21 protein-coding genes are annotated in these 22470 nt (G+C 70.2%); 15 read left to right on the top strand and 6 right to left on the bottom strand.

Translation table 11 applies throughout. From position 1 onward, the window contains the following. Positions 1 to 230: 230 nt before the first annotated feature. On the top strand, positions 231 to 1586 hold the full coding sequence (gene gorA / locus AC1DYD_RS01535) for a glutathione-disulfide reductase (protein WP_478170970.1): 1356 nt from the start codon (positions 231 to 233) through the stop codon (positions 1584 to 1586). Positions 1587 to 1707: 121 nt separating this feature from the next. Here the strand turns inward: gorA and AC1DYD_RS01530 are convergent, their stop codons facing one another. Further along, complete coding sequence (locus AC1DYD_RS01530) at positions 1708 to 2616, bottom strand: LysR substrate-binding domain-containing protein (RefSeq protein ID WP_478170969.1); 909 nt, start codon at positions 2614 to 2616, stop codon at positions 1708 to 1710. Between the two features lie 185 nt (positions 2617 to 2801). Between AC1DYD_RS01530 and AC1DYD_RS01525 the strand changes: the two genes are divergently transcribed. From AC1DYD_RS01525 to AC1DYD_RS01500, 6 genes are all read left to right on the top strand, one after another. Beyond that, positions 2802 to 3629 carry an ABC transporter permease gene (locus tag AC1DYD_RS01525; protein WP_478170968.1) on the top strand — a complete coding sequence of 276 codons (828 nt, stop codon included), beginning with the start codon at positions 2802 to 2804 and terminating at the stop codon, positions 3627 to 3629. Positions 3630 to 3690: 61 nt separating this feature from the next. Continuing rightward, positions 3691 to 4719 carry an ABC transporter ATP-binding protein gene (locus tag AC1DYD_RS01520; protein ID WP_478170967.1) on the top strand — a complete coding sequence of 343 codons (1029 nt, stop codon included), beginning with the start codon at positions 3691 to 3693 and terminating at the stop codon, positions 4717 to 4719. A gap of 40 nt (positions 4720 to 4759) precedes the next feature. Next, positions 4760 to 5839, top strand: a complete 1080-nt coding sequence (locus AC1DYD_RS01515; RefSeq protein WP_478170966.1) for an extracellular solute-binding protein — start codon at positions 4760 to 4762, stop codon at positions 5837 to 5839. Between the two features lie 6 nt (positions 5840 to 5845). Continuing rightward, entirely contained in the window at positions 5846 to 6667 is an 822-nt protein-coding gene (locus AC1DYD_RS01510) for an ABC transporter permease (protein ID WP_478170965.1), read from the top strand. Then, positions 6618 to 7178, top strand: a complete 561-nt coding sequence (locus AC1DYD_RS01505) for a TIGR00725 family protein (protein WP_478170964.1) — start codon at positions 6618 to 6620, stop codon at positions 7176 to 7178. Before AC1DYD_RS01510 ends, AC1DYD_RS01505 begins: the two co-directional genes overlap by 50 nt. 213 nt (positions 7179 to 7391) lie before the next feature. Further along, positions 7392 to 8909 (top strand): AMP nucleosidase, encoded by a 1518-nt coding sequence (locus AC1DYD_RS01500; RefSeq protein ID WP_478170963.1) that lies wholly within the window; start codon positions 7392 to 7394, stop codon positions 8907 to 8909. On the opposite strand, the gene AC1DYD_RS01495 is transcribed toward AC1DYD_RS01500, so the two are convergent. Further along, the gene (locus tag AC1DYD_RS01495; RefSeq protein WP_478170962.1) at positions 8903 to 9595 is read right to left on the bottom strand and encodes an ArsR/SmtB family transcription factor; all 693 of its coding nucleotides are present in this window, start codon (positions 9593 to 9595) and stop codon (positions 8903 to 8905) included. The genes AC1DYD_RS01500 and AC1DYD_RS01495 overlap by 7 nt on opposite strands. A gap of 51 nt (positions 9596 to 9646) precedes the next feature. Between AC1DYD_RS01495 and AC1DYD_RS01490 the strand changes: the two genes are divergently transcribed. Next, positions 9647 to 10798, top strand: coding sequence for a cytochrome P450 (locus AC1DYD_RS01490; protein WP_478170961.1), 1152 nt, complete (start codon positions 9647 to 9649; stop codon positions 10796 to 10798). Positions 10799 to 10810: 12 nt separating this feature from the next. Here the strand turns inward: AC1DYD_RS01490 and AC1DYD_RS01485 are convergent, their stop codons facing one another. After that, positions 10811 to 11764, bottom strand: a complete 954-nt coding sequence (locus tag AC1DYD_RS01485) for a flavin-nucleotide-binding protein (RefSeq protein WP_478171099.1) — start codon at positions 11762 to 11764, stop codon at positions 10811 to 10813. Between the two features lie 259 nt (positions 11765 to 12023). Then, positions 12024 to 12668 (bottom strand): glutathione S-transferase family protein, encoded by a 645-nt coding sequence (locus AC1DYD_RS01480; protein ID WP_478170960.1) that lies wholly within the window; start codon positions 12666 to 12668, stop codon positions 12024 to 12026. A 111-nt stretch (positions 12669 to 12779) separates the two neighbouring features. Between AC1DYD_RS01480 and AC1DYD_RS01475 the strand changes: the two genes are divergently transcribed. The 4 genes from AC1DYD_RS01475 to AC1DYD_RS01460 all read left to right on the top strand — a co-directional run bounded on the left by AC1DYD_RS01475 (position 12780) and on the right by AC1DYD_RS01460 (position 17443). Beyond that, positions 12780 to 13670: a LysR family transcriptional regulator gene (locus tag AC1DYD_RS01475; RefSeq protein ID WP_478170959.1), complete on the top strand. Its 891-nt coding sequence runs from the start codon at positions 12780 to 12782 to the stop codon at positions 13668 to 13670. 35 nt (positions 13671 to 13705) lie between these two features. Then, a complete protein-coding gene (locus AC1DYD_RS01470) occupies positions 13706 to 14632 on the top strand; it encodes an ATP-binding cassette domain-containing protein (RefSeq protein WP_478170958.1) in 927 nt (308 codons plus the stop codon). Positions 14633 to 14826: 194 nt separating this feature from the next. Then, positions 14827 to 15642 (top strand): ABC transporter permease, encoded by an 816-nt coding sequence (locus tag AC1DYD_RS01465; RefSeq protein ID WP_478170957.1) that lies wholly within the window; start codon positions 14827 to 14829, stop codon positions 15640 to 15642. A gap of 160 nt (positions 15643 to 15802) precedes the next feature. Beyond that, positions 15803 to 17443, top strand: coding sequence for a Vgb family protein (locus AC1DYD_RS01460; RefSeq protein WP_478170956.1), 1641 nt, complete (start codon positions 15803 to 15805; stop codon positions 17441 to 17443). A gap of 3 nt (positions 17444 to 17446) precedes the next feature. On the opposite strand, the gene AC1DYD_RS01455 is transcribed toward AC1DYD_RS01460, so the two are convergent. Further along, entirely contained in the window at positions 17447 to 18340 is an 894-nt protein-coding gene (locus AC1DYD_RS01455) for a LysR family transcriptional regulator (RefSeq protein ID WP_478170955.1), read from the bottom strand. 90 nt (positions 18341 to 18430) lie between these two features. Between AC1DYD_RS01455 and AC1DYD_RS01450 the strand changes: the two genes are divergently transcribed. Together AC1DYD_RS01450 and AC1DYD_RS01445 are read left to right on the top strand one after the other, a co-directional pair. Continuing rightward, positions 18431 to 19438 carry an NAD-dependent epimerase/dehydratase family protein gene (locus AC1DYD_RS01450; RefSeq protein WP_478170954.1) on the top strand — a complete coding sequence of 336 codons (1008 nt, stop codon included), beginning with the start codon at positions 18431 to 18433 and terminating at the stop codon, positions 19436 to 19438. Between the two features lie 77 nt (positions 19439 to 19515). Next, complete coding sequence (locus AC1DYD_RS01445) at positions 19516 to 20676, top strand: acyl-CoA dehydrogenase family protein (RefSeq protein WP_478170953.1); 1161 nt, start codon at positions 19516 to 19518, stop codon at positions 20674 to 20676. Between the two features lie 19 nt (positions 20677 to 20695). On the opposite strand, the gene AC1DYD_RS01440 is transcribed toward AC1DYD_RS01445, so the two are convergent. Further along, on the bottom strand, positions 20696 to 21958 hold the full coding sequence (locus AC1DYD_RS01440) for a DEAD/DEAH box helicase (protein ID WP_478170952.1): 1263 nt from the start codon (positions 21956 to 21958) through the stop codon (positions 20696 to 20698). A gap of 75 nt (positions 21959 to 22033) precedes the next feature. Here AC1DYD_RS01440 and AC1DYD_RS01435 point away from each other — a divergent pair, with 75 nt between their 5' ends. Continuing rightward, complete coding sequence (locus tag AC1DYD_RS01435) at positions 22034 to 22255, top strand: DUF3820 family protein (RefSeq protein WP_478171098.1); 222 nt, start codon at positions 22034 to 22036, stop codon at positions 22253 to 22255. Positions 22256 to 22470: the final 215 nt, after the last annotated feature.

Here is a 22470-nt window from a genome sequence, read left to right as displayed (position 1 = left end):
TGTTCACCCTATTTCCGGGGTCGCGAAGGCCTGCCAGGACGGGCCAATCAAGGCGCGCGACGCGGCATGTGCGTTGGCACATGCAAGGCGAAAGCCTTGCTGCGCGCAGGCGCCTTGCATCCAGCCCCTTCGCGTGGCAACGCGATCCCCGGAAATAGGGTGAACAGGCCCTTAGGCGCCGCCCAGCGGCAACGCCTCGCGCCGGCTACAGTCGGCGCGAAGGAGTTCCCATGCGCACCTACGACTTCGACCTTTTCGTCATCGGCGGCGGCAGCGGCGGCGTGCGCGCCGCACGGATGGCGGCCCAGCGCGGCGCCCGCGTGGCGCTGGCCGAATGCGCCGAACTGGGCGGCACCTGCGTCAACGTGGGCTGCATTCCCAAGAAGCTCTACAGCTACGCCGCCGGCTACGCGGAAGCCTTCGAGGAGGCGGCCGGCTTCGGCTGGGACCTCGGCGAGCGGCGCTTCGACTGGAACCGGCTGAAGGCCAACCGCGGGCGCGAGATCAAGCGGCTCAACGAGGTCTACCGCAGCCTGCTCGAAGGCGCCGGTGCAACGCTGATCCACGGCTGGGCGCAGCTGGCGGACGGCCACACCGTGCAGGTCGGCGAACGCAGCTGCACCGCCGAGCACGTGCTGCTGGCGACCGGCGGCATGCCCTACGTGCCGGACCTGCCCGGGCGCGAGCATGTCATCGTGTCCGACGCGATGTTCGATCTCGACCCCTTCCCGAAGCGGCTGCTGGTGGTGGGCGGCGGCTACATCGCCTGCGAGTTCGCCTCGATCTTCAACGGCCTGGGCGCCCAGGTGGTCCAGCTGCAGCGCAACGCCCACCTGCTGAGCGAATTCGACGAGGACATCCGCGAATTCCTGGCCAAGGAGATGCGGCGTGCCGGCGTCGACATCCGCTTCAACACCGAGATCGCCTCGATCCGCCGCCTCGACAGCGGCCTGTGCGCGATCCTGTCGCGGGGCCAGCGGGTGGAGGCCGACGCCATCCTGTTCGCCACCGGGCGGGTTCCGAACACCCAGGGCATGGGGCTGGAGGCCGTGGGGATCGCGCTCGACGAGCGCGGCCGCGTGGTGGTCGACACCCGCTACCGCAGCTCGGTGCCTTCGGTCTACGCGGTGGGCGACGTCTCCACCTCCCAGCAGCTCACGCCGGTGGCGCTGGCCGAGGCGATGGCCGTGGTCGACACGCTGTTCGGCAAGGGCCAGCGGCGGCTCGACTACGACTACACGCCCACCGCCGTCTTCACCCATCCCAACATCGGCACCTGCGGCTTCACCGAAGCCGCGGCGCGCATGAAGTTCGGTGCCATCACGCTCTATTCGAGCGAATTCCGGGCGCTGCGCCATACGCTGTCCGGCAGCCCGGAGCGCACCTTCATGAAGCTGATCGTCGACAAGGCCAGCGACCGCGTGGTCGGCCTGCACATGGTCGGCCCCGACGCCGGCGAGATCGTGCAGGGCTTCGCGGTCGCGATGCGCGCCGGCGCCACCAAGGCGATGTTCGACAGCACCATCGGCATCCACCCGACGGTGGCGGAGGAGTTCGTGACGATGCGGGAACCGATGCCGGGTTGAAACGAGCCCCCACGCTCCCTCACTGCGTGTGGTCGCTGCCCCCCGAGGGGGCCGCAGGCCGCCTTGGGGCGGCCCGGCGCCGGCCTGAGCCCTCCGGTGCCGAACGATCGGCACGGTCGCATCAGGCCTCTTCGCCGCGCGACTTCAGCCCCTCGTCCAGCACCCACTCGCGGAACGCCGCGAAGGCCGGCATGTCGAGGCGGTCGGGCCGATAGCAGAGGTAGTGCCCCTGGTCCACGTTCACGGGCGAACCACAGGGGCTGCACAGTGCGCCCTCGCCGAGTTCCTCGTGCACCAGCAGCCTGGGCACCAGGCCAATGCCCAGGCCACTGAGCGCCGCCTGGATCAGCGCCGAGTACTGGGCGAAGCGCGGGCCCGCCATCGTCTGCACCTCGGGCACGCCGTGCTGCGCGGCCCATTGCCGCCACGCGGTGGGCGCCCCCTCGTGATGCAGCAGCGTATGGCCCAGGATGTCGGCCGGCCGCGCGATCCGATGGCGGCTTTCGACCAGCGCCCGCGCCACGATCAGCACGAACTCCCGTCCCGCGATGTATTCGGAAACCACGCCGGGCCAGCCGTCGGGCCCGTAGCGAATGGCGGCATCGACGCCCGCGGGGATGCCGTCGCCGGGCTCCAGGTGCCGGCTGAAGCTCAGCATCACGTGGCGGCTCTTCTGGCTGAAGGCCGGCAGCCGCGGAATGAGCCATTTGGTCAGGAAGGTGGGCACGCTCGCGAGCGTCAGCAGCCCCGCGCCGGCATTGCCCGAGCGGGCTTCGAAGGTCGCCGTCTCGATGGCGCGCAGGCCGCCCGAGATCTTCTGCCAGTACACGCGCCCCTGCGGCGTGAGCTGGACGCCGCGGCCGTTCTTTTGCAGCAGCTCGCGCCCGAGAAAAGCCTCGAGCCCCGCGATCTGCTTGCTGACCGCGCTCACGGTGATGCACAAGGCACCGGCCGCGAGCGTGATGCTCTGGTGGCGCGCCACGGCGTCGAAGGCCAGCAACTCCTGGATGGTGGGGCAGTCACGCTTCATGCGGGGCTCCCATTGATGAAAATTCGGTGAAAAACATTTTCCAATTGCTCAAGCATCGTCATCCAACTTTCATCCATCGGCTTGTATGTGCTCTCTAAAATCGAATGAACGCTGCGGGCACTCCTTGTGCGGACAGTAGCGCATCCGGAAAGTATGCCGGGTGACCATGACACTGGAGACAACCCTTGGTTCGCGCCATCTCGCTCCTCTACGGCCTCTACCTGCTGCTGCCCATCGTCCTGCTGCTGGTCGGCAGCGTGGGCGGCAACTGGACCAACACGCTGCTGCCCACCGGCGTCACGGGGCAGTGGTACCTCGACCTCTGGCTCGACCGCTCGTTCCGCAAGGCCTTCGTGAGCAGCCTCGTGGTGGCGATGTCGGCCTGCGCGATCAACACGGTGCTGGCGTTGCCGCTGGCCTACGCGTTGCACCACGGCGCGCGGCGCAGCGGCAGCCTGGGCGCGCGCATCGTCAGCGCCACGCCGGTCGCGGTGCCCGCCATCACGCTGGCCTTCGGCTACATGATCGTCTTCAACACCGACCTCGCGCCGTGGCTCGGCTCGATGACGCTGCTGATCGCGGCGCACGCGATCCTCACGCTGCCGTACCTCACGAACACGCTGCTGACCGACCTGCGCCATCTCGACCTCGGCCGGCTCGAACAGGCGGCGGCGACGCTCGGCGCCTCGGGCTGGCAGCAGTTCACCGGCATCGTGCTGCCGAACCTGCGGCAGAGCCTGCTCAGCGGGCTGGTGATGGTCGCTGCCATCTCGGTCGGCGAGTTCGGCGTTTCGAATCTGCTCACGAGCTTCCAGAACCGCACCTATCCGGTGGTGCTGCTGCAGGCCTTCTATGGCGCGACCGGCTTCGCCTGTGCGGCCACGGTGATCCTGCTGGTGCTGGCGAGTGCGTCGGCCCTTCTTTCTTCCTCCTTGGCGAAGCAGCCCACGAGCCGCCGGGCCGCTCCCAAGGCCAGCGCCGCAGCGCGCGGCGCGAAGGTTGTCCAGCCATGAGCGCCGTGCCGGGCCGCCCCAAGCAAGCTCGCACCGCAGTGCGAAGCACGAAGGTACTCCAGTGAGCCTCCTCCTCGACAAGGTCAGCTACAACTACCCGGGCAGCACGCACGGCCTGCACGATGTCTCGCTCGACGTGCGCACCGGCGAGTTGGTGGCGGTGATCGGCCCCAGCGGCTCGGGCAAGTCGACGCTTCTGAAGCTGGTGTCCGGCCTGGAGACGGGCCACGCGGGCCGCATCGCGCTCGACGGCGAAGACATGTCGCGCCGGCCCGCGCACCAGCGGCACATCGGCATGGTGTTCCAGAGCTACGCGCTCTTTCCGCACCTGAGCGTGCTCGACAACGTGGCCTACGGGCTCAAGCTGCGCAAGGTGGCGACGCCGGAAAGGCGGCGCCGTGCGCAGGAACTGCTCGACATCGTGGGACTGGGCGACGAGGCGCAGCGCGCGGTGGCGCAGCTCTCCGGCGGGCAGCAGCAGCGCGTGGCACTGGCCCGCGCGCTCGCCATCGACCCCCGCGCCCTGCTGCTCGACGAGCCGCTTTCCGCCCTCGACGCCAGCGTGCGAGGCCATTTGCGCGACCAGATCCGGTCGATCCAGCAGCGCTTCAACGCGACCACGCTGCTGGTCACGCACGACCAGGAGGAAGCGCTCGTGATGGCCGACCGCGTGGCCATGCTCAAGGACGGCCGGCTGCTGCAGATCGCCACGCCCCGTGAAATCTACGAGCGCCCCGCGAGCCGCGCGGTGGCCGAGTTCGTGGGGCTGTCGACGATCCTGCCCGCGACGGTCAGCGGCGCCGACCGGCTGGACCTGGGTTTCGCCGAACTCTCCGCCCTCACCGGCAGCCGCGCCGTCGGCACCCCCGTGCACGTGCTGGTACGGCCCGAACACATCGAGCCCGATCCGCGGCCCGGGGGCGCGAACCGCCTGGCAGGCCGCAGCGTCGCGCAGCGCTACCTGGGCGCGCTCACGCGCTACGACTTCGAGGTGGCGGGCGCTGCCAGGCCTTTCCTCGCGGAATCGCCCGCACCCGCCACCGAGGCGATCGCCATCGCCCCCGAACATCTCCGCCTGCTCGACCACTGAGCACCGGCCTTCGTCATCACCCGTCCACCGAGGAGCCACCATGCAACGCAGACATCTGATCCAGGCCGCCGGCGCACTGCCGCTGGCCGCGCTCGCGGCCCGCACCGCCTTCGCCTTCGACGGCCCCGAGCTCTATGCGGGCGAGAAGGCGCTCTACGCCGAGGCGCAGAAGGAAGGCCTGTGCGTCTCCTTCGACACCGGCCCCGAGTGGGCCAACTGGAAATCGCTGTTCCGCGACTTCAAGAAGCGCTACCCGGAGATCGAGCTGACCTACAACGACATCGGTTCGGCCGCCACGGTGGTCGCGCTCGAGAAGACCCGGCGACGCCCGCAGGCCGACACCGCCTACTACTTCGCGGCCTCGGGCGTCGATGCCGCGAAGAAGGACGTGGTCGCGCCCTTCAAGCCGGTCAACTTCGACCAGCTCCCGCCCGTGTTCCGCGAGGCCGAGGGCCGCTGGTTCACGATCCATACGCTCAACATCGCCTTCCTGGTCAACAAGAAGCTGGTGAAGAACGTGCCCACCGGCTGGGCCGACCTGCTCAAGCCCGAGTTCAAGAGCACGGTGGTGTACCTCGACCCGCGCTCCACCGGCATCGGGCAGGTGCTGACCTTCGCCGCGGCCTATGCCAACGGCGGCAGCGTCGACAACGTGCAGCCCGGCACCGACTATCTCGGCAAGCTCCACGCGGCCGGCAACGTGCTGCGCGTGGAAGGCACGACGCCGTATGCCAAGTTCCTGAAGGGCGAGATCCCGGTCTGGATCAGCTACGAGAACGATGGCCTCAAGGCCAAGCATGTCGACGGCATGGGCGACGCGGTCGAAGTCGTGATTCCGAAGGAGGCCAGCGTGGCGGCGCCCTACGCGATCAGCCTGGTGAAGAACGGCCCCAACCCCAATGCCGGCAAGCTGTGGCTCAACTTCATCATGAGCGAGGCCGGCCAGTCGCTGTTCGCGCAGGGCTTCGTGCGCCCCGCCGTGCCGGGCACGCCCCTCGGCGCCGACGTCGCGGCCAAGATGCCGCCGGCGCCGCAGATCCGCCCGCTCGACGTGGTGAAGGCCTCGGAGCGCAAGGCCGAGGTGGACCGCCTCTGGGCCCAGGCCGCCTTGGGCAAGTAGGCCGGCATGCGACGCTTTGGCGCCTGGCCCGCCTGGGCCTTCATGGCGCTGTTCTTCGCGGCACCGCTGGCGGCACTGCTGCCCGAAGCCTTCAGCGGCGGCGGCAGCGCCTTCGGCCGGCTGTTCGGCAACCCGCTGTTCTTCGGCGCGCTGCGCAACACGCTGGTGCTCGGGCTGGCCGCCGGCGCGGTGTCGGCGCTGGTGGGCACCTGCATCGCGATCGAGCTCGCGCGCCAGCCTGCGGCGCGGCGCCAATGGATGATGACGCTGCTCGGCCTGCCGCTGGCCTTTTCGGGCCTGGTGATCGCCTACGGCTTCATCCTGGCCTTCGGCCGCGCCGGATTCGTGACGCAGCTGCTCGCGGGCCTGGGGGCCGACCCGGCGGCCATCGGCAGCTGGATCTACAGCGTCTCCGGCCTCGGCTTTGCCTATGCGTACTACCTGATTCCGCGCGTGGCGCTGTCGCTCTACCCCGTGTTCGCCAACCTCGACCCGCGTCCGGCGCAGGCGGCGCGCACGCTGGGCGCGTCGCGGGCGCGGGCCTTCTGGGACACGGTGGTGCCCGAGGTCGCGCCCTCGGTGCTGTCGAACGCCTGCATGGTGGCCGCGATCGCGATGGGCACCTACGGGACCGCGCTGGCGCTGGTGGGGACCCAGCTCAACATCCTGCCGCTGATGCTGCTCGCGCAGGTGGGTGACGGCGGTTCGGATTTCGCGGTGGCAGCGGCCTTGTCGCTGGTGCTGATGGTGGCGTGTGTGATCGTGATGGGAGTGGGTGATGTCGTTACGCGAAGGCGCGAGCGTGGTGCTGTCGGCGCCGGTCATTGAAGCGCTGGCGCGCCTCGCGCAGCAGCAGCGGGGGCCGATGCGCCACCTTCAGCCCGTGGCCATCCTCGGCCCCGGCGACGGCGGGCCGGCCGAGTGCGAGGCCGCCCATGCGGTGGCGCATGCGCTGGCTGGCGCGGGCATGGCGATCGTCTGCGGCGGCCGCGGCGGCGTGATGGCCGCGGCCTCGCGCGGCGCCACCGAAGCCGGCGGCATCGCCGTCGGCATCCTGCCCGAGGATGACGACCGCAACGCCAACGAATGGCTCAGCGTGGCCGTCCCCACGGGCATGGGCGAGATGCGCAATGCGATCATCGCGCGCAGCGGGGTGTGCCTGATCGCCATCGGCGGCAACATGGGGACGCTGTCGGAAATGGCGATGGGTCTCAAGTGGGGCAAGCCGGTGTTCGTGATGCATGGCGACATCGAACTGCCTGGCGCGGTACCGGCCACCGGCGTCGACGACATGCTCGCCAAGGTGCTGGCCTGCCTGCTGGCTCCGGCCTCGCCATGAGATGAAAAGCCCCCACGCTCATCGCTTCGCGTATCGCTGCCCCCCGAGGGGGTGCTCAGTGCCCTTCGGGCGGCCGGGCGGGCACTGAAAAGCCCCCACGCTCATCGCTTCGCGTATCGCTGCCCCCCGAGGGGGTGCTCAGTGCCCTTCGGGCGGCCGGGCGGGCACTGACATGACTTCGCGGCGGGTACCGCCGCATTGCACAATGACGGCATGCCCTACATGCCTGCCTTCATCGCGCCCGCCCGCTTCACCGATCCCGACGCCGCCCTGGAACAGATCCGCCTGATCTACAACGGCGGCCTGCAGCACCTGCGCGAGGCGATGCAGCGCTTCGTCGCCGGCGAGAGCCTGTCGGGCCGGGTGCGCGCCTGCTACCCCTTCGTTCGCGTCCACACGCACACGGTCTCGCGCCGCACGCCGGCAGCCAACGCCGGCCTGAGTTATGGCTTCGTCTCGGGCCCGGGCCGCTACGAGACCACGCTGACCCGCCCCGACCTGTTCTCGCGCTACTACCGCGAACAGTTCCGGCTGCTGCTCGAGAACCACCAGGTCGAGCTCGAGATCGGCACCAGCACGCAGCCGATCCCGATCCACTTCTCCTTTGCCGAGAACGACCACATCGAAGGCACCATGAGCGCCGAACGCCGGGCGCTGATGCGCGACGTGTTCGACCTGCCCGACCTCGGCGCCATGGACGACGGCATCGCCAACGGCACCTACGAGGCCCGGCCCGGCGAAGCGCAGCCGCTGTCGCTGTTCACCGCAGCGCGGGTCGACTACTCGCTGCACCGGCTGCGCCACTACAGCGGCACGGCGCCCGAGTGGTTCCAGAACTTCGTGCTGTTCACCAACTACCAGTTCTACATCGACGAATTCGTGCGCCTCGGCCACGAGGCGATGACCGACCCGAACAGCGAGTACATCGCCTTCATCGAACCCGGCAACGTGGTCACGCGGCGCCGCGGGCTGGCCGCGGGTTCGAGCCCGATATTCGGCGATCTGCTCGACGGCTCCCAGGGCACGGCACCACCGCGCCTGCCGCAGATGCCCGGCTACCACCTGGTGCGCGAGGACTGCACCGGCATCAGCATGGTCAACATCGGCGTCGGCCCGGCCAATGCCAAGACCATCACCGACCACGTGGCGGTGCTGCGCCCGCACGCCTGGGTGATGCTCGGCCACTGCGCCGGCCTGCGCCAAGGGCAGCAGCTCGGCGACTACGTGCTGGCCCATGCCTACGTGCGCGAGGACCACGTGCTCGACGAGGAACTGCCGCTGTGGGTGCCGATCCCGGCGCTGTCGGAAATCCAGCTCGCGCTCGAGAAGGCGGTCGAGGAAGTCACCGGCACGCAGGGCCCCGAACTCAAGAAGATCATGCGCACCGGCACCGTGGCGAGCACCGACAACCGCAACTGGGAACTGCTGCCGGGCAACCAGCCGCAGCGCCGCTTCAGCCAGAGCCGGGCGGTCGCGCTCGACATGGAAAGCGCGACCATCGCGGCCAATGGCTTCCGCTTCCGGGTGCCCTACGGCACCTTGCTGTGCGTCAGCGACAAGCCGCTGCACGGCGAGATCAAGCTGCCCGGCATGGCCAACCAGTTCTACCGCGAGCGAGTTGAGCAGCACTTGCGCATCGGCATGGCGGCGATCGACATCCTGCGCCAGGAAGGCTCGAGCCGGCTGCACAGCCGAAAGCTGCGCAGCTTCGCGGAAGTGGCGTTTCAGTAGCCGAACAGCGCCGGCACCTCGCGCCGCGCCCGCGGCATCAGGGCCAGCGCACGGCTGTCCAGGTCTTGCCGCACCCAGCCGCGCTGCAAGGAAAGCTGTAGCAGCGCGGCACCCAGCGCGCCGCCCAGATGCGGGCGTCGCTCGCTCCAGTCCAGGCAGGCGCAGGCGAATCGACGGCGCTTGCCGCGGGCGGCGCGGACGTCGAGGCCCAGGGCCTCGAGCGCGCGCTCGCCGTCCGGCGTCAGGTCGTAGGCCTGCCCCTCGCCGCTCGACGGCTGGAGCCAGCCCCGGGCATGAAGATGATCGTGCAACGCCACGCCGGCGGTCCCCGCCATGTGGTCGTAGCAGGTGCGCGCCGCCCGCAACGGGCTGGGCGCGCGGGGCTTGAAGAGGCTGCGCGAGACGCCCGCCACCACCAGCAGGCTCTCCAGCGCCGCGGCGACCTCACCACCCGCCAGCCGGAAATAGCGATGCTTGCCCTGCGGCACCGAGTCGATGAGACGCTGCGCCTTGAGCCGCGCCAGGTGCGAACTGGCGGTCGACGCAGCCACATCGGCGACCGCCGCCAGTTCGGTCGCGGTGCGCGCATGGCCGTCCATCAGGCAGCAGAGCATGCGCGCCCGCGCAGGCTCGGCAATCGCACCGGCCAGGCGCGCGAGATGGGTATCGGCAGTGGATGCATCCATGGTTCGATCGTAAGCGAAGCGTGTCGACAGGAAAAGCAGAGACTGCAAAGCATGAAAAACACTGCTTCGCCGGCCGACGCGATCGCCGCCGTCACCCACACGAACCCGTACCCCTGGTACGCCACCCTGCGCGGCGGTCCGGCGCTGGCCTTCGACGAAGGCCGGCAGCTCTGGATCGCGAGCCGCGCCGAGGTCGTGCGCGAGGTGCTCGCCAGTCCCGACCTCGGCGTGCGTCCCGGCGCCGAACCGGTGCCGCGCGCGATTGCCGGCAGCCCCGCCGGCGAGGTGTTCGGCCAGCTCGTTCGCATGAACGACGGCGCGCCGCACGCGGCGCTCCGTCCGGCGTTGCAAGCCGGGTTGGCTGGGCTCGATCCCGCCGCCACGCATGCTGCCGCGCTTCGGGTCGCCCGAGCCATGCCGGCGAACGCGACATCTCACGCCTGCCTGGCCATGCCGGTCCGCACCGTCGCGCATCTGCTCGGTTTCGCGGACGACGCGTTGCCGCGGGTCTCGGACTGGATGACCGACTTCGTCGACTGCCTGTCGCCGTTGTCGACGCCGGCACAGCTCGCCGCCGCCAACGTGGCGGCCGAGGCCCTGATGGCGCGCTTCGACGACCTGGTCCACGCCCGCTCCGCGACGCGCGGCAGCCTGCTGGCGTCGGTGCAGGCGCGGGCACCCGACGCCACCTCGCGCGCGCTGCAGGCCAACCTGGTCGGCCTGCTCTCGCAGACCTGCGAGGCCACCGCCGGCCTGCTGGGCAACAGCCTGGTGGCCCTGGTGCGCGAACCCGGACTGCGCCGCAAGATCGGCACGCGCATCGACCTGCTGCCCTCGCTCGTGGCCGAAGTCGCTCGCCATGATCCGTCGGTGCAGAACACGCGCCGCTTCGTTATGCGGCCCACGCGCGTCGCCGGCATCGAACTGGCGCCGGGCGACGCGGTGCTGCTGGTGCTGGCCGCCGCCAACCGCGACCCGGCGCTGAACCCGGCACCCGCGACTTTCGAGCTGATGCGCGCCGAGCGCCGGACGCTGGGCTTCGGCCACGGGCCGCATGCCTGCCCCGGCCAGGCCCTGGCTTGCACGATCGCCGCCGCCGGACTCGAGGCGCTGCTCGAAGGCGGCGCGGACACCGGTGCGTTGGGCGAAGGCGGCTGGGACTACCGCCCATCGGTCAACGCACGGATCCCGGTCTTTCGCTGAGCGGCAGCCGATTCAGTTGGCTTCGGGCCAGCGCCCGGTGGCGGCCAGGTACGGCGACAGTTGCGCGCGGCCCCAGCGCAGCGGCAGCGCGGCGGGCCGGTGCAGCACCGAGACCACCTGCATGCGCAGCAACCGCTCGGCGCCCTCGAAGGCAGCCAGCGCCGGTCCCTCCCAGACCACCTCCGCCGTGACGGCGAGCTGCAGCAGGTCGCCGCTGTCGAAGTCGACGAACAGCAGGCCGGCGCGCGGATTCACCGCGATGTTGCCCAGTGTGTTGAAGAAGCTGTTGCCGACGAAGTCGGGCGCGGTCAGCGTGCCTTCGCCGCTCACGCGCACGAAGCCCGGGCGGCCGCCGCGGTGCGAGACGTCGACCCCTTGCGCCGCGCCGTCCCGCCCGGCCGACGGGTGCGACGTGGCGATGAAAAAGGTGTCGGCCTCGACGATCAGCCGCCGCGCCGCGGCATCCAGGCGATCGGCCCGCCGCGGCGCCGCAATCGGCCCGGTGGCATCGACGAAGACCGGCTCGCGGGCCTGGATGTACTTCGGGCAATTGCCGAAGCTCTGCTTCACCTCGACCGAGAAGCCGGCGGCGTCGATGCGCTCGACCATGCCGTTCATGCGGTTGCGCCGCCGCGTATGCGGCTCGATGCCGAGCAGTCCGATCGACGCACCGGGCGCCAGCGACGCAGCGAGCGGGTCCTCGTCCGCCGGCCGCGCGTCGACGCGCAGCCGATGCGGGTCGGGCGAATGCGCGAAGCCCGGCGGCGCCGCCAGCACGCTGGCCCACGGTTGCGAAGCGGCGTCGACGCTGCCGGCGACCAGGAACGGAAGCTGGGCGAAGAAGTCCCGATGCTGGTCAGGCATGTGATCGCGGATGACTCGCGCGCCGAATGCCTGCATCCGTTCTCGCACCCCGGCCCGGGTCTGCATCGCGCGCTCGCCCTCATGCCAGGGCGACGCTTCGATGGCGGTGTTCATTAGGCAACCTCCGTGCTTCGCACTGCGGTGCGAGCTGGCTTGGGGCGGCCCGGCGCGGCGCATTCGGATACCTCCGCGCTTCGCACTGCGGTGCGAGCTTGCTTGGGGCGGCCCGGCGCGGCGCATTCGGATACCTCCGTGCTTCGCACTGCGGTGCGAGCTGGCTTGGGGCGGCCCGGCGCGGCGCTCACTGGAGTACCTTCGCGCACCAGCGCTTCGGTATTCGCCTTGGGAGCGGCCCGGCGGCTCATGCCCGCAGCCCGATGCGTGAAGCCACCATCGGCACGAAGCCCGGCAGCGCCTCGACGCGCGCCAGCCATGCGCGCACCTGGGGATAGGCCTCGAGCGACACGTTGCCCTCCGGCGCGTGCGCCACGTAGCTGTAGTTGGCGATGTCGGCCAGGGTGACGGACCCGCCCGCCAGGAAGGGTCGCGCCGTGAGTTCGCCCTCCATCACGCGCAGCAGGTCGTGCGAGCGCGCAATCACCTCGGCCGGGTCTCGGGCCAGCCCGAACAGCACGATCACGCGGGCCACCGCGGGGCCGGCCGCCAGCGGGCCGGCGGCCACCGACAGCCAGCGCTGCACCTGGGCCGCGGCGAACGGATCGCGCGGAATCCAGCGCGCCGGATCGGCGGCGTAGCGCTCGTTGAGGTACACCAGGATCGCGTTGGAGTCGCACACCGTGACATCGCCATCCTCGATCACCGGCACCTGGCCGAAGGCGTTGCGGCGCAGGAAGCCGGGGCGCTTGTGCTCGCCTGCGCGCAAGTCCACCTCGAGGGTCTCGAAGGGCAGGCCGAGCAGCGACAGAAACAGGCGCACGCGGTGCGAGTGGCCGGAAATCGCCGAGCTGTAGACCTTGATCGGCGCGGCGGGACGGGATGCGGTCATGGGGCTTTCTCCTGGGAAGTTGGGGGAACGCCTCGATTCTTGTTTGTTTCTCGTCGCGAAGTAATGGCAAGGAGCGCATTTGACTGCTGCGTTTTCCGGTCTAATCGCCCGATGGATCGCCTCAAAGCCATGCAGACCTTCGTGCAGATCGCCGACCAGGGCAGCCTCACCCGGGCCGCGGATGCGCTCGGCAGCTCGCTGCCGGCCGTGGTGCGCTCGCTGGCCGCGCTCGAATCACACCTGGGCGTGCGCCTGTTCCACCGCACCACGCGGCGCATCTCGCTGACCGAAGAGGGTCGCGGCTACCTGCACGACGCGCGCGAGGTGCTGGCCGCGGCCGATGCCGCCGACCGCGCGCTCAGCGTCGATGCGGCCGAGCCCGCAGGGCAGCTCACGGTCACGGCGCCGGTGTTGTTCGGCCACATGTACGTGGCGCCGGCAATCGTCCGCTTCCTGCAGCGCTACGAGCGCATTCGCTGCAGCGTGCTGCTGCACGACCGCCCGGTCAATCTGCTGGAGGAAGGCGTCGATGTCGGCATCCGGATCAGCAGGCTGGACGATTCGTCGCTGGTGGCGCAGCAGCTCGGCAGCATCCGCCGCGTCGTGGTCGCGAGCCCGGCCTGGCTGCGCGCGCACGGCCGCCCGGCACATCCGCGCGAGCTGTCGCGCATCAACTGCGTCTGCGTACAGCCGAATACCGGCGGCCAGTGGATGTTCCGCGACAACGGCCGGCCGCTGGCCGTGGCGGTCAAGGGCAACATCGAGTTCAACCACATCGCGCCGGCGATCGAGACCTGCGCCGCGGGCATGGGCTGCGGCATGTTCCTGTCCTACCAGGTGCTGCCCCTGGTGGCCCAGGGCCGGCTCGAGATCCTGCTCGAGGACTTCGAGGCGCCGCCGCGGCCGGTGAGCGTGATCTACCCGCATGCGCGGTTGCTGCCGGCGCGCACGCGGGCCTTCATCGACTGGATGAAGCAGGAGTTCAGCGGCCTGCGGCTCTGAGCCGGGCCGCACGGCGCTTGCGCCACAATGCGCCGGTGCCGAATCCCCTCTTCCACGCCAGCCACCTGCGCAAGCGCTACGGCGACACCACGGTGGTCGACGACCTGTCCTTCGAGATCGCGCCCGGCGAGTGCCTCGGCGTGATCGGCCCCAACGGCGCCGGCAAGACCACCACCATCCGCATGTGCCTCGGGCTCACGGCGCCCGACGGCGGCACGATCGAAGCGCTCGGCGGCCTCTCGATGCCGCGCGACGCCCGCGCCATCAAGGCCCAGCTCGGCGTGGTCAGCCAGTTCGACACCCTCGACCCCGACTTCAGCTGCGCCGAGAACCTGATGGTCTACGCGCGCTACTTCGGCATGCGCCGCGCCGAGATCGCGCCGCGCATCCCGCAGCTGCTCGAGTTCGCGGCGCTCTCGCACAAGGCCGACGCCAGGCCCGGCGAGCTGTCGGGCGGCATGCGGCGGCGGCTCTCGCTGGCGCGCGCGCTGGTCAACGACCCGAAACTGCTGATGCTCGACGAGCCCACCACCGGGCTCGACCCGCAGGCCCGGCACCTGATGTGGGAGCGGCTGCAGGTGCTGCTGCAGCAGGGCAAGTCGATCCTGCTCACGACCCACTTCATGGACGAGGCCGAGCGCCTGTGCTCGCGGCTGCTGGTGCTCGACCATGGCCGCAAGATCGCCGAGGGCCGGCCACGCGACCTGATCGCCGAGCACCTGGAGCCCGACGTGGTCGAGCTCTACGGCGACGGCGCGCTCGAACTCGCGCAGTCGCCGCTGAAGGACTTCGCGGCCCGGGTCGAGGTCAGCGGCGAGACCGTGTTCTTCTACACTCAGGACGCGCGCGGCCTGATGGCGGCGCTGGGCGACCGCAGCGGCCTGCGCACCTTCCACCGGCCCGCCAACCTCGAGGACCTGTTCCTCAAGCTGACCGGCCGGCAGATCAGAGAGGACGGCTGAATGAACTCGCCCCCCAGCCTCGCCCACTTCGTGTGGCTCGGACACCAGGCGGCCGCCAGAGGCGGCTGCTCTTCGGACACGTCCAAGCCTGCGCAGGCAGGCTTGGAGCCGCGGCCCTCAGCCCCTGCCGGGGGGCAATCCCTGCGGCCCGGCGAAGCCGGTTCCGCGGGATTCCTGGAAAAGAAGGTTCGCTGATGTCTGCGGTGATCCTCGCCTCCCCTTCGATCTGGCGGCCGCCCGAGCTCTCGATGCGCTGGTGGCCGGTGTTCCTGCGCAACCTGCTGGTGTGGCGCAAGCTGGCGATCCCGAGCCTGATCGGCAACATCGCCGAACCGCTGATCTGGCTGGTGGCCTTCGGCTACGGCATGGGGGCGCTGGTCGGGCAGGTGCAGGTCGACGGCACGCGCGTGCCCTACATCCTGTTCCTGGCCAGCGGCTCGATCTGCATGAGCGCGATGAACGCGGCTTCGTTCGAGGCGCTCTATTCGGCCTTCTCGCGCATGCACGTGCAGAAGACCTGGGACGGCATCATGAACGCGCCGGTCGGCCTCGACGACGTCGTGCTGGCCGAGATGCTCTGGGCCGGCTTCAAGGCGATCTTCACCACCACCGCGATCCTGTTCGTGATGCTGGCGCTGGGCATCAGCCACAGCCCGAAGCTGATCGTCGCCTGGTTCGTGCTGGTCGGCGTCGGCGTCACCTTCTCGTGCATCGCGCTGATCTTCAACGCGCTGGCCAAGGGCTACGACTTCTTCACCTATTACTTCACACTGTTCATGACGCCGATGATGTTTCTCTCGGGCGTCTTCTTTCCGCTGGAGCAGCTGCCGGGCGCGGTGCGCAGCATCGCGGGGTGGCTGCCCCTGGCCAGTGCGGTGGCGCTGGTGCGGCCGCTCTTCATGGACCAGTGGCCGGCCGACTGGTGGCGCCACGCGCTGGTGCTCGCGGCTTACACGGTGGCCGCGTTCTGGATCGCGCTGGGATTGACGCGAAGGCGCTTCAGGGCGTGATGAGCCCCCACGCTCCCCCACTGCGTGTGGGTCGCTGCCCCCCGAGGGGGCCGCAGGCCGCCTTGGGGCGGCCCGGCGCCGGCCTGAACGCGCCCTTGTCCCCCGTGTGACTGCAAAGCCGGCCTGCACTGTTAGGGTCCGTTCACAACGAGGAGACAACATGAACCGCATCCTGAGCGGCGCCCTGCTGGCGTCGACGCTCGCCTTCGGCGCCTGCACCACCGTCACCGCACCGCCCAGCCGCCCCGCCGCCTGGGCCGCACCGGAAGCGATCGTCGCACCCTCTTCGTTCGCCGGCGTGCACGGCTTGGCGGTCGACCGCCAGGGCCGGCTGCTCGCCGGCTCGGTGGTCGGCAACACGCTGTGGGAAGTCGACCGCCAGAGCGGCGCCGCCCGCGTGCTGGTCAAGGGACCCGAGGGCCAGGCCGACGACATCGCGATCGGCCCCAAAGGCGAACTCGCCTGGACCAACTACCTGATGGGCGCCCTGCGCATGCGCGACAGCGACGCCGCACCGATGCGCGTGGTCGCCAAGGACCTGCCGGGCCTCAATTCGCTCGACTTCGACCGCCGCAACGGCAAGCTCTATGCGTCGCAGGTGTTCCTCGGCGACGCCCTGTGGGAGATCGACCCCGCCGGCCAGAAGCCGCCGCGCCTGATCAAGAAGGACATGGGCGGCTTCAACGGCTTCGAGGTCGGCCCCGACGGCATGCTCTACGGCCCGTTGTGGTTCAAGGGCCAGGTGGTGAAGATCGATCCGTCCAACGGCGCCATGACCGTGATCGCCGATGGCTTCAAGATCCCGGCCGCCGCCAACCTCGACGGCAAGGGCAACCTGTGGGTGGTCGACGCGCGCAGCGGCGAACTGGTGCGGGTCGAACTGGCCAGCGGCCGCAAGACGGTGGCCAAGCAGCTCAAGCCCTCGCTCGACAACCTGGCGATCGCGCCCGAAGGCACGATCTATGTTTCGAACATGGCCGACAACTCGGTCGAGGCCTTCAACCCCGCCACCGGCGAGCTGCGGCTGCTGACCGGCGGCAAGCTGGCGGTGCCGGCCGGGCTCAAGATCGACGGCAACGACCTCTTCGTGGCCGACATCTTCGGCTTCCGGCAAGTCGATGCCAAGACTGGCGCGGTGCGCGACATCTTCCGGATGCAGCGCGATCCGGAGCTCGAGTACCCGTTCGCGGTCGGCCTGTCGGCGACGCATTTCGCGCTCAGCTCGTGGTTCACCGGCACCGTGCAGCTGGTCGACCGCAAGACGCTCAAGACCACGGCCGTGATCCACGGCCTGAAGGCGCCGGTCGACGCCATCCCGATGGCCGACGGCAGCGTCCTCGTGGCCGAGCTCGCGACCGGCAGCGTGACGCGTGCGAGCGGCCCCAGGTTCGAGGACCGGCAGGTGCTGGCCAGCGGGCTCGGCGGCCCGGTGCAGATGATCGTCGGCAAGGACGGCGCGCTCTATGTCACCGAGGCCGCGGGCAAGCTCACGCGCATCCCGCTCGATGCCAGCGCGCCGCTGCGTGCGGTGGCCGAGGGGCTGGCAATGCCCGAGGGCGTCGCGCAGACGCCCTGGGGCAGCTTCATCGTGGCGGAAACCGCGGCCCGGCGGCTGGTCGAGATCGACCCGGCGAGCGGCAGCCGCCGCACGGTCGCCGAAGACCTGCCGATCGGACTGGAACCGGGTCCCGGCATGCCGCCTCCCTATGTGCAGACCGGCGTCGCCGTCGGCAGCGACGGCACGATCTACATGACGGCGGACCGGAACAACGCGCTCTACCGGATCCGGCCGCAGCGCTGAGGCTCAGCCGCCGCAGTAGGCGGTGAAGGTGCTCACGAGGTGCGCGAAGGTGGCGCGCACACGGCGCACGCGACGCAGGTCCTCGTGCATCGTGATCCAGGTCTCGAGACCGTGGCTGAAGGCCTCCGGCAGCACCGCCACCAGCGACGGATCGCGCCGCGCGATCGCCTTCTGGCAGATGCCGATGCCGAGGCCGGCCCGAATGGCCCCCAGCTGCGCGAGCTGGCTGTCGGTGCGGCAGCTGAACTTCGAGCGGGTCAGGCGCAGGCCGAGGGCATTCAGCGCACGCAGGTCGGCGGTCTCCCGGTCCGGCCCGATCAGCGCGAAGCGATCCAGTTCGTCCAGGCTCGCCGGCAGGCCGCTCTTCGCCAGGTAGTCCGCCCTGGCGAACAGCCCCAGCGCGACCGACCCGACCCGCGTGGCGACCATCGCGGCCTGCGTCGGCCGGATCATCCGCACCGCGATGTCGGCCTCGTGCCGCAGCAGGTCCTCGTTTCGGTTGGTCAGGCTGAGCTCGAACACCAGGCCCGGCTGCGCGTCGCGCAAACCGGCCAGCAGCCCCGGCAGCACCTCGGCGCCGACCACGTCGCTGGCGGTGATGCGCACCGTACCGCTTGCCGCATCGGTGTCGGCCGAGGTGGCGCGGGCGAAGGCGTCGGCCGCCGCGGCCATCGCCTCGGCGTGGCCGCCGAGTTCGCGCGCCGCGTCGGTCGGCGACAGGCCGCTGGGCGAGCGTGTGAACAGGGCGACGCCGATCGAGCGCTCCAGCGCCTCGAGCCGGCGCCGCACGGTCGGCTGCGCGACACCCAGGGCGCGTGCCGCGGCCGACAGGCTGCCCTCGCGCAGCACCGCGAGGAAGGCACGCTGGTTCTCCCAGTCCAACGGATTCAGGCTCATACATTTCATACTAGCCGATCGCATCGTTACGACAATTGTGTTTACTCACCCTCGGTTCAAGAATCGCGTCCTCAACGAAAGGAAACAGTCATGGAACGAGGTACGGCACTGGTGCTCGGTGCGACGGGCGGAATCGGCGGCGAAACAACGGCGGCCCTGCTGCGGCGGGGCTGGCGGGTGCGGGCGCTGGCTCGCGACCCGGCCGGGGCAGCCGCCCGGTGGCCGGCCGGCGCCGCGCGCCCGCAATGGGTGGCGGGCGACGCCATGGACGCCGACAGCGTGATCGCCGCCGCCCGCGGCGCAACGCTGATCGTCCACGCGGTCAATCCGCCCGGCTACCGGAACTGGGGTGCGCTGGTGCTGCCGATGCTCGACAGCACGATCCGCGCGGCGCAGGCCTCGGGCGCCCGCATCGTGCTGCCCGGCACGGTCTACAACTACGGGCCCGATGCCTTCCCGGACATCGCCGAGGACGCGCCGCAGCATCCGCGGACGCGCAAGGGCGCGATCCGGGTCGAGATGGAGGAACGCCTTCGAGCAGCGGCCGATCGTGGCGTGCGCACGCTGATCGTGCGGGCCGGCGACTTCTTCGGTCCGCGCGCGGGCAACAACTGGTTCTCGCAGGGCCTGGTGAAGCCCGGCCAGCCGCTGGCCGCCATCACCGACCCGGCGCGGCAGGGCGTCGGCCACCAGTGGGCCTACCTGCCCGACGTCGCCGAGACCATCGCGCAACTGGTCGAGCGCGAGGCCTCCCTGCAGGCCTTCGAGCGCGTCCACATGGAAGGCCACTGGGATGCCGACGGCACCCGCATGCAGGCCGCGATCCGGCACGCCTGCGGCGACGCCGAGCTACCGGTGAAGCGCTTCCCCTGGTGGCTGCTGGCGCTGGGCTCGCCGGTCGTGCCCGTGTTCCGCGAGCTGCGCGAGATGCGCTACCTCTGGCAGCAGCCGGTGCGCCTGCGCAGCGGACGGCTGCGGGCGCTGCTCGGCAGCGAAGCGCACACGCCGCTCGACCAGGCCGTCGCGGCCACGCTCGAGGGCCTGGGTTGCCTGGGGCCGGCAGCCGCCGCGGCCGCGCTCGCCGAAAGCCGCAGCTAGCCACTTCCCGCAAGCGCGGCGGTCCGGGTCGCCCTAGAGTGATCGACACTGACCACAGGACCGACCGGAGACAGGCCTTGAACTACACGCACGAACACCTCGAGATCCAGAAGACGATGCGCCGCTTCATCGACGAGGAGATCAACCCGCACGTCGACGAATGGGAAGCCGCCGAGGCCTTCCCGGCCCACGCGGTGTTCGCCCGGCTCGGCGCGCTCGGCCTGCTGGGCCTCAACAAGCCCGAGGCATACGGCGGCGCCGGCCTCGACTACTCCTACGCGATGGCGATGGCCGAGGCGCTGGGCCACGTGCGCTGCGGCGGCGTGCCGATGGCCATCGGCGTGCAGACCGACATGTGCACCCCCGCGCTGGCGCGCTTCGGCAGCGACGACCTGCGGCGCGAGTTCCTGGCGCCGGCCATCGCCGGCCAGACCGTCGGCTGCATCGGCGTCAGCGAGCCCGGTGCCGGCAGCGACGTCGCCGGCCTCAAGAGCCACGCGCGCAAGGACGGCGGCGACTATCTCATCAGCGGCCAGAAGATGTGGATCACCAACAGCCTGCAGGCCGACTGGATGTGCATGCTGGTCAACACCAGCGACGGCCCGGCGCACCGCAACAAGTCGCTCGTCATGGTGCCGATGGACAGCCCCGGCATCGAGCGCGCGCAGAAGATCCGCAAGATCGGCATGCATTCGAGCGACACCGGCCTGATCTACTTCGACAACGTGCGGGTGCCGCAGCGCTATCGCATCGGCGAGGAGGGCCAGGGCTTCGTCTACCAGATGCAGCAGTTCCAGGAAGAGCGCCTGTGGTGCGCCGCCAGCTCGCTGGTGCCGCTCGACGAATGCATCGCCGACACCATCGAATGGGCGCAGCAGCGCAAGCTATTCGGCGGCACCTTGGCCGACCAGCAGTGGGTGCAGTTCAAGCTGGCCGAGCTCAAGACCGAGGTCGAAGCCCTGCGTGCCCTGACCTACCGCGCCTGCGACCTGCACGTGCAGGGCCAGGACGTGACCGAACTGGCCTCGATGGCCAAGCTCAAGACCGGCCGCCTCACGCGCGAGGTCTCCGACACCTGCCTGCAGTTCTGGGGCGGCATGGGCTTCACCTGGGAGAACCGGGTCTCGCGCCTGTACCGCGACGGCCGGCTGGCCTCGATCGGCGGCGGCGCCGACGAGGTCATGCTCGGCATCCTCGCCAAGACCATGGGCATCGCGAAGCGCCCGCCGCGGGAATGACGGCAGCCGCCTGGGATACCTACCGCTCGCGCGCCGGGGTCGTCGCCAGGGCCTGAAGCGCGCGCAGCTTGTCCTTCTTGCTCGGCCGCTTGCCCTTGACGCCGCCGGTGCCCGGGTCGCCTGTCGGCGCGGGCGGCGGCACCTCGACCGGCTCGAAGCCGGCCACCCGCTCGCGCGGCACGTTCAGGCCCTGGCGCTTCTCGATCAGCCTGAAGTGGGCTTCCGAATCGGCGCTGACGAAGCTCACGGCGACACCGCTCGCGCCGGCCCGGCCGGTGCGGCCGATGCGGTGCAGGTAGTCGACCGCCGAACGCGGCAGGTCGTAGTTCACCACCACCGGCAGCTGCGCGACGTCGATGCCGCGGGCGGCCAGGTCGGTGGCCACCACCACCTGCACCCGCGAGGCCTTGAAGTCGGCCAGCACCTGCGTGCGCTTGCCCTGGCTCAGCACGCCATGGAAGGGCTCGGCCTCGATGCCGGCCCGGCGCAGCTTGTCGGCGACGACCTCCGACGCATGCTTGGTGGCGACGAAGACCAGCACCCGGGTCCAGCCGCTGTCCTTGACCAGTTGGCGCAGCAGCTGCGTGCGCCGGCTCGCATCGACCTCGATCGCGCGCTGCTGGATCGCCGGTTCCTCGGCCGCCCCGGACTCGATCTCGATGCGCACCGGATCGTGCAGCAGCCCGTCGGCCAGCGACTGGATCGCGGCCGGAAAGGTGGCCGAGAACAGCAGGTTCTGGCGCCGCGCCGGCAGCAGCGCCAGGATACGGCCCAGTTCCTCGGCGAAGCCCAGGTCGAACAGCCGGTCGGCCTCGTCGAGCACCAGCGTGGCGACCGAGGACAGCCGGAGCGCCCGGTGCTCGACCAGGTCGAGCAGCCGCCCCGGCGTCGCGATCATGAGGTCGGCCCCGCCGCGCAGCGCCATCAGCTGCGGGTTGATCGAGACGCCGCCGAAGGCCACCGCGATCTTCACCGGCACCGGCAGGTGCTGCGCCAGGCTGCGCATCGACTCGCCCACCTGGGCCGCAAGCTCGCGCGTGGGCACCAGGATCAGCGCCTGGAGCCGGCGCGGCGACGAGCGGCCCGCCGCCACGATCCGCTGCAGCAGGGGCAGCGAGAATGCGGCGGTCTTGCCGGAGCCCGTCTGCGCCGCGCCCAGCAGGTCGCGCCCCTGGAGGATCGCGGGAATGGCCTCGACCTGGATGGCGGTCGGCGCGCGGTAGCCCTTTTCGGTGGCGGCGCGCGCCAGGGAAGGATCGAGTCCCAGGGATTGGAATGGCATGGGCGGAGGGCCCGCGAAGGGCCGATGGACGAACAGGAGCGGCAGGCGCCGCAGAGATCGAGGAGCATAGCCACCATGAACCCGGAAGACCTGGAAAAGCTCGTGAGCCGCGAAATGCCCTTCGGCAAGTACAAGGGCCGCCTGATCGCCGACCTGCCGGGAAACTACCTCACGTGGTTCGCCCGCGAGGGTTTTCCGCCGGGGGAAATCGGCCGCCTGCTGGGCCTGATGCACGAAATCGACCACAACGGCCTGAAGGCGCTCCTGAATCCGCTTCGCCGCGGGCCGCCGGGCTGAAATCGCCTCTCTTTTTTGCGCTGCAGCATCAAATAAGCGAAAAATTCAAGAAGAAATTTACCCAAAAACTCATTTGTGCATGACAATGCTGAAGCGTTTCTGGCAATTCCAAGCCGGAATCGTGAACCGGTGATCGGTCAGTTTCGCGCCACAGCGCCATTTGTTTGTTGTGATTCTGGGACTCCATCGCTTTGTTTTTTTGGTTTGATTAGGAG

This window comes from Variovorax sp. P4_B11, assembly GCF_056402355.1.
Note: the sequence above shows the minus strand (reverse complement) of the source record. Positions and strands in the feature narration are given on the sequence as shown.